5 protein-coding genes and 2 pseudogenes are annotated in these 5,962 nt (G+C 73.4%); 2 read left to right on the forward strand and 5 right to left on the reverse strand.

Annotated features, from left to right (window positions below; all coding sequences use genetic code 11):
- A pseudogene (locus ABZ749_RS27420) lies at positions 1 to 937 on the reverse strand (hypothetical protein); the annotation flags it as partial.
- A 165-nt stretch (positions 938 to 1,102) separates the two neighbouring features.
- Complete coding sequence (locus ABZ749_RS27425) at positions 1,103 to 1,912, reverse strand: DNA-formamidopyrimidine glycosylase family protein (protein ID WP_357232872.1); 810 nt, start codon at positions 1,910 to 1,912, stop codon at positions 1,103 to 1,105.
- Positions 1,913 to 2,021: 109 nt separating this feature from the next.
- On the opposite strand from ABZ749_RS27425, the gene ABZ749_RS27430 reads away from it, so the two are divergent.
- Positions 2,022 to 3,281 carry a hypothetical protein gene (locus ABZ749_RS27430; protein WP_357232874.1) on the forward strand — a complete coding sequence of 420 codons (1,260 nt, stop codon included), beginning with the start codon at positions 2,022 to 2,024 and terminating at the stop codon, positions 3,279 to 3,281.
- A gap of 33 nt (positions 3,282 to 3,314) precedes the next feature.
- On the opposite strand, the gene ABZ749_RS27435 is transcribed toward ABZ749_RS27430, so the two are convergent.
- Both ABZ749_RS27435 and ABZ749_RS27440 read right to left on the reverse strand, forming a co-directional pair.
- Complete coding sequence (locus tag ABZ749_RS27435) at positions 3,315 to 3,557, reverse strand: CPCC family cysteine-rich protein (RefSeq protein WP_238671784.1); 243 nt, start codon at positions 3,555 to 3,557, stop codon at positions 3,315 to 3,317.
- 25 nt (positions 3,558 to 3,582) lie between these two features.
- Positions 3,583 to 4,383, reverse strand: coding sequence for an SAM-dependent chlorinase/fluorinase (locus tag ABZ749_RS27440; protein WP_357232876.1), 801 nt, complete (start codon positions 4,381 to 4,383; stop codon positions 3,583 to 3,585).
- A gap of 102 nt (positions 4,384 to 4,485) precedes the next feature.
- Between ABZ749_RS27440 and ABZ749_RS27445 the strand changes: the two genes are divergently transcribed.
- Positions 4,486 to 5,040 carry a hypothetical protein gene (locus ABZ749_RS27445; RefSeq protein WP_355009530.1) on the forward strand — a complete coding sequence of 185 codons (555 nt, stop codon included), beginning with the start codon at positions 4,486 to 4,488 and terminating at the stop codon, positions 5,038 to 5,040.
- Positions 5,041 to 5,155: 115 nt separating this feature from the next.
- Here the strand turns inward: ABZ749_RS27445 and ABZ749_RS27450 are convergent.
- Positions 5,156 to 5,962, reverse strand: a pseudogene (locus ABZ749_RS27450) (DEAD/DEAH box helicase); the annotation flags it as partial.

Here is a 5,962-nt window from a genome sequence, read left to right on the forward strand (position 1 = left end):
CTTCTGCCGAAACGAGGTCGGTGATCAGGTAGAGCGCGAGCTGTCCGCCGTAGACGGTGAGTCGGGCCAGGCCGAGGGTGTTGTCGTGGAACCACAGCAGCCGGCCGCTCTGCTCGTTCGGGAAGTAGAGCGTGGTGGCCCCGGTGCCGGGCGCCGGCATGTCCGGAACGTGTGCCAGGCCGGGCCCGGTCGGGTACGGGGTGATCTCCCCGGCCGGGGTGATCCACTGCCCCGGGTTGCCCGCGCTGGTCCAGCCGGTCTGCGCCCCGGCCAGGTGCAGCACGGCCCGGTTCTGTGGGTACGGCGCCGGGCCGTCCAGTGGGCCCAGGCCGGCTCCCTCGACGGTGTCGTCGACCGGCAGGAACAGCTCGCCGGACCGGCCGGTGGGGAGCTGGTTGATGAACTTCACCCGGACCGGTCGACCCCGACGGGCGCTGATCATCGGCCCGAGGTGCCAGGGCAGCTCCGGAGGCGCCACCGTGTTGTGTCCGGCCGGGTCGGTGCCAAGGTTGAGTTGCCGGTAGCCGCGCAGACGGGTGACCGGCAGGTCCCGGTGCAGCCGCTGGGCGTACTCCTGCAGGCCGATCTCGTAGTAGTCGCAGCCCGGATAACTGATGGTGTCCGGCACCGCCACCGGCAGGTGGCTGCCGAGCTCGCCGCGGCCGGGCTGGCCCGGGACGGGCAGTGGGTCGACGAACTTGCGCAGCCCGGTCCCGGCCACCACCTCCCCGTCGGGGCCCCGGGTCGGGCGGGGGCTGTGGGCGAAGTTCGGCACCGGGCCGAAGTAGCGGGGCACGACGGCCGGGTCCAGGCTCGGCGTGACGACGGCCTCGTCGGCGGTACGCGGAGTCGGCACGGACGCGGCCCGGCTGTCGGTGTCGGTGTCGCGGGTGGTCCGCTCGAAGAAGGTGGAGCGGAGTCTGCGGAACATCGCCATGACTCTCCCCGGTTCGGGGCGCGAGGTCCGCCACCCCGGCGTGGGGGACCTCGGCACTCTGCTGACGGTCGGTGAGCGCTCAACCGCAGCATGCGACTCTGGCGGCCGGTTAGGAATTACCCAATCGTCCGTTTCTGCCGTGGATCCCGTCTGGCGAGAGCCTGGTCAGCCGGATGACGAGGGGCGCGGGAGTTCGGGCTGACAGACCGGGCACCAGTAGGTGACCCGTTCGCCGAGCTCCTCCTTGCGGATGGCGGTGCCGCAGCGGCGGCAGGGCTGGGCGCGGCGGCCGTACACGTAGCTGGTCTGCCCCCGGTGCAGTGAGCCGGTGCTGCTCTGCGTCCATCGGCCCCGGTTGGCGGCGAGCAGCCGCTGGGAGAGGGCCACCAGGCCCGGCAGGTCGGGCACTTTCTCGACCGGGGTCCACGGTGACACGCCCCGCAGGAACAGCACCTCGCACTTGTAGAGGTTTCCCACACCGGCCAGGTTGCGCTGGTCGAGCAGCGCCTCGCCGATGGTCTGCTCCGGGTGGTCGGCGAGCCGACGGACCGCCTCGGCCGGGTCCCAGTCGGCGCCGAGCAGGTCGGGGCCGAGGTGGCCGACCAGGTCGCCCTCGTCGGCGGTCGGCACCAGGGTCAGGTCGTGCAGGTGGTAGCCGACCGCGACAGCGCCAGGGCTACGCAGCACCACCCGGATCAGGTGCGCGGGCCGTCCGCTCCAGCGTTCCCCCGGGGCGTACGCCCGCCAGGCGCCGTCCATCCGCAGGTGGGAGTGCAGGGTCCAGTGCTCCCCGGTCGGGGCGTCGAGCCGCAACAGCAGGTGTTTGCCCCGGCTGGCCGACTCGCGGACGGTCCAGTCGGTCAGGTCCGTGGTCGCCAGCTGCGGCACCCGGAAGTCACTGCCGGTGATCCGCGCGCCGGCCAGCGCACGCTGCAGCACGCGCGCGGTGTTCCAGACGGTGTCGCCTTCGGGCACCCTGCCATCCTCCCTCTTTCGAGCAAGATTCGCATGTGTCGCTATTTGTACTCAGGTTCCTCATGATCTACCGACATGCGAAGGTCAGGGGGTTCTGAGGAGAATGCCCATGACGCGACCCTCTTGTCGTATCCCATCCGTCGCCCTCATCGCCACCCTCGCACTCCTGCTCGCCGCAGCGCTGCTGCCCGGCGGCCCTGCCCCGGCCGCACCCGGCGGCGCTCCGATCACTCTCGTCGCCGCCGCGCCCGGCGACGAACGGTGGAGCGTCGACCTCACCATCGTCGACCGCGACGATGTCAACGTCCGGCGTAGCGCCGCCGGCCTCCGCCTGCGGGAGGCCCGGTCCAACGGGCGCGGCGCCCGCAGCCCGCACAGCGCGGTCGCCGAGGGGATGCTGGTGACCGCTCCCCGCACCCTCGCCCGGCCGGCCACCCGGGTCCGCGCTGAGATCAACGCCGCAGTTCCGGCAGGGGCGACAGTGGAGGCGCAGGTTCGCGGCCGGCGGGCTGCCGGCTGGACGGAGTGGCGGGCGGCCACCACCGGCGCGGTCTTCGACCGGCCGGTCACCAGGGTGCAGACCCGGGTGGTGCTCACCGCCCCCGACGGCGGCGCCACGGCGACGGTACGGGGCGTGCGGCTCACCGCCGACGCGAACGCCGCAGTCTCCGCCGCCACGCCCGGCCGCACCTACCGGGTGTACGCCACCCGCATCGGGCTGGTCGGTGAGCTGACCGCCAACGGCCGTACCGTGCAACCCCGGGACCACTTCGCGGCGCTGCCGTCGCGGCGAGGGCTCTCACCGTTGAACACCGGCGACTACACAGTGCGGGTCTGCACCACCAGCGGCTCCCGATGCGAGTACGCCCCGGTCTGGGACGTCGGGCCGTGGAACACCCGCGACGACTACTGGAACCCCTCGTCGGTCCGGGAGAACTGGAAGAACCTGCCGCAGGGCCGGCCCGAGGCGCAGGCCGCGTACCAGTCCGGCTACAACGGCGGACGGGACCAGTTCGGGCGGACCGTGCTCAACCCGGCCGGCATCGACCTGGCCGACGGGACGTTCTGGGACGGGTTGCGACTGACCACCAACTCCTGGGTGGACGTCGCGTACCTGTGGACCGGAGGGGGTCCGCGCGGTGTGGTCGGTGACGGGCCGCTCAACATCCGCACCGGGGCCAGCACGTCGTACGCGACGCGAGGCCTTGCCGCCCGGCTGGCCCACGTGCCGATCCAGTGCTACGTCACCGGTCAGTCGGTCGCCGGCCCCTACCGGACCACCACCCGCTGGAACCGTCTGGCCAGTGGCCAGTACGTCAGCCACGCGTACATCTCCAGCGTGTACGGCGGCAGCGTGCCGGTCTGCTGAGCCACGCTCACCCCGCCGGGCGTTCCGTCGACGTCAGGGGCGCTCGTCGGGGCGAGCCGTGCGCACCATGTCCTGGTAGCGCGGGTGGCTGGCACCGTAGACGGCGTAGTTGAGGCGGGCGTGCGTCAGGCTCAGGTCGCCGTTGGGGCCGCCCCGGACGGCATCGGCGTCGGCGTCGGTCTGGCCGTCGTCGGTCCAGAAACAGACGGGGCAGGTCCCCCCGCCGGTTCGGGATGCACAGCAGGGACAGCCCACAGGAACCACATGCTCACCCACCGGAGAAGCATTCCACAGTCGAACATCAGCCCGATACCCGCAGGAGGTCCCCCGGGAAGGCGGCGAGGAGGTCCGCGGCCCGCCCGCCGTTGACCGCGACCGCCACCAGACCGGCCGAGTCGACGTAAGCCACCAGGCCTCCGGCCGGGGCGTCGCCGAAGGTGCGCCCGTGCACCGCAGCGAGGGTCGGCGTCGGGCCCGGCGGACCCACCCGCAGCGTGGCCGGCAGCCGATCGAGCAACTCGGCCGGCGCGGCAAGTTGGACGTTGCCGAAGTGGTCCACTGTCAGCACCTCGGCGGTGAAGCCCTCGGCGTCCCGGGACACCGTCGGCGCCGGAAGTCGCACCAGCCCGGCGGGGTCGACAGGTGGGCCCGCCTCGGCCAGCGGTGCGCCGAGCGCCAGCCGGGCCGCCGCCGGTGCGAAGACGTCCCGGCCGTGGAACGTGGCGGACACCTGGGCGGCCAGCCAGCGCGGCTCGGTCAGCTCGACCGCGTCGGTCACCCCACCGAGCGCGGTGGCCGCGTCCAGCAGCAACCCGTTGTCCGGTCCGACCAGCAGTCCGCCCGGGGTGGCCAGCGCGACCCCCCGCCGTGCGGTGCCCACACCCGGATCGACCACCGCCACGTGCACTCCCACCGGCAGGTGCGACACGGTCTGCGCCAGTACGGCAGCACCGCGCCGGACATCAGCCGGCGGCACCAGGTGGGTCACGTCGATCACCCGTGCGGCCGGCGCGATCCGGGCGATGACCCCGTGGCAGGCGGCCACGAAGCCGTCGGTGAGGCCGTAGTCGGTGGTCAGCGAGATCCAGGGCACGGCGGACATGCCCGCAGGTTAGTGGAACCCGCGCTGTGCTGGCGGATACGGGACAGCGCAGTGGCCGACCGGCCCCTCCCGCCGCGGGAAGACGTTGTGCAGACTGCCCTGGTGACAACTCGGAACCTCCCCGCAGTCGGAATCCTGCTGGTCGCCGTCGCCCTCAGCGCCGGTTGTGGCAGTGACGACGACGGCAACCCGACCGCGACCCCGTCCGTCTCGTCCGAGGCGGCCCCGACCGGCCTGCCGACGCCCCAGGCCGCACCCAGTGCCGACGGCGCGACCCCGCCCCCCGCCGCCCAGGGCACGACGCAGCGACGGCCGGCCAGCCCGCCGCCGGTGGTGCTGCCCAAGCGCCCGGCCAGCGCGCCCGGCGCGAAGCAGGTCGTCGACGCTTTCCGGGCCGCCGGTCTGAAGGTGCCGCACCCGAAGGACCGTTCGGTCGACTGCGGGCCGGACGGCCTCGGCCTTGGCTGTTCCGAGCTGATCGCCACCGACGCCGTAACGGTGTACGTCTTTCCGGACGAGACCAGCGCCAGTGACATCGCTGAGACGTGGGGTGGCCAGTCGTACCGGCGCGGCGCGGTGGTGTTGAACTACCTGGAGGCGAAGACCCCGGCCGCCGACCGCCCCGGCTACGAGAAGGCCCTCGACAGGCTGGGCTGAGCCGCCAGCGTGGCCGGAGCATGTTGTTCTTTTGACAGTGACGTCTGTGAGTCATCGTGATGACTCACAGACATCAAGCTCTCTGCGGAATTGCCCTCGGCGGGTCCTCGGCGGGTCAGCCGCGCAGGCGTAGGCCCCGGGGGGTGGCCCGGAAGCCGGCGGCGGTCAACGCGTCCCGCAGCGGCGACGAGTGCACCGCCTCGCCGTCGGCCCGCTCCACCGACATCGCGCCCAACGCCCCCGAGTGGACGGCGTCGGCGAGCGCCTTGCCGGCCGCGGCGAGCGCGTCGGTGTCATCGGTGAAGGAGAGCAGCGTTCGGCCGCCGCGTTCGACGTAGAGGACGAGGTCACCGCCGACCTGCACCACCAGGGCGCCCGCCTTGCGACCGGCCCGGTGCCCGGTCGCCGGGGTGGCGCCGTCGCCGGAGTCGATCACCCGTTCCGGCCAGGGCAGCGCCGCACCGTACGGGTTGGCCGGGTCGGTCGCGGCAAGCACCGTCGCCACCGCGCCCCGACCCCGGGCGCTGTCGGTCGGCTCGGCCAGCGCGCGCAGCCGGTCCACAGCACCGGGTACGGCGAACTGCGCCGCCCCGAGCCCTTCGACGAAGTAACCCCGGCGGGCCGCGCCGCGCTCCTCCAGCGCCGACAGCACCGGGTAGACCGCCGAGAACCCACCGACCACCTGCTCGGCCATCACCGCGCCCCGGGTGACCACCCCGTGCCGCTCCAGCAGCAGGTCGGCGAGCGCGGCGGCCCGTCGGGTCGGGTCGAGGTCCCGCTCCGGAAGACGCGACCAGCGGCCGGCGACCGTCGGCGGGCCGCCCCGGGTCGGCAGCGCCACCCGACCGGGCCGCCGGCCCTGCACCGCGGCCAGCTCCGGCACCCACCCGCGCACGTAGTCGCCGTCCGGGTCGTACCGTTC

The organism is Micromonospora sp. NPDC047753 (assembly GCF_040642735.1).
GTDB lineage: Bacteria > Actinomycetota > Actinomycetes > Mycobacteriales > Micromonosporaceae > Micromonospora.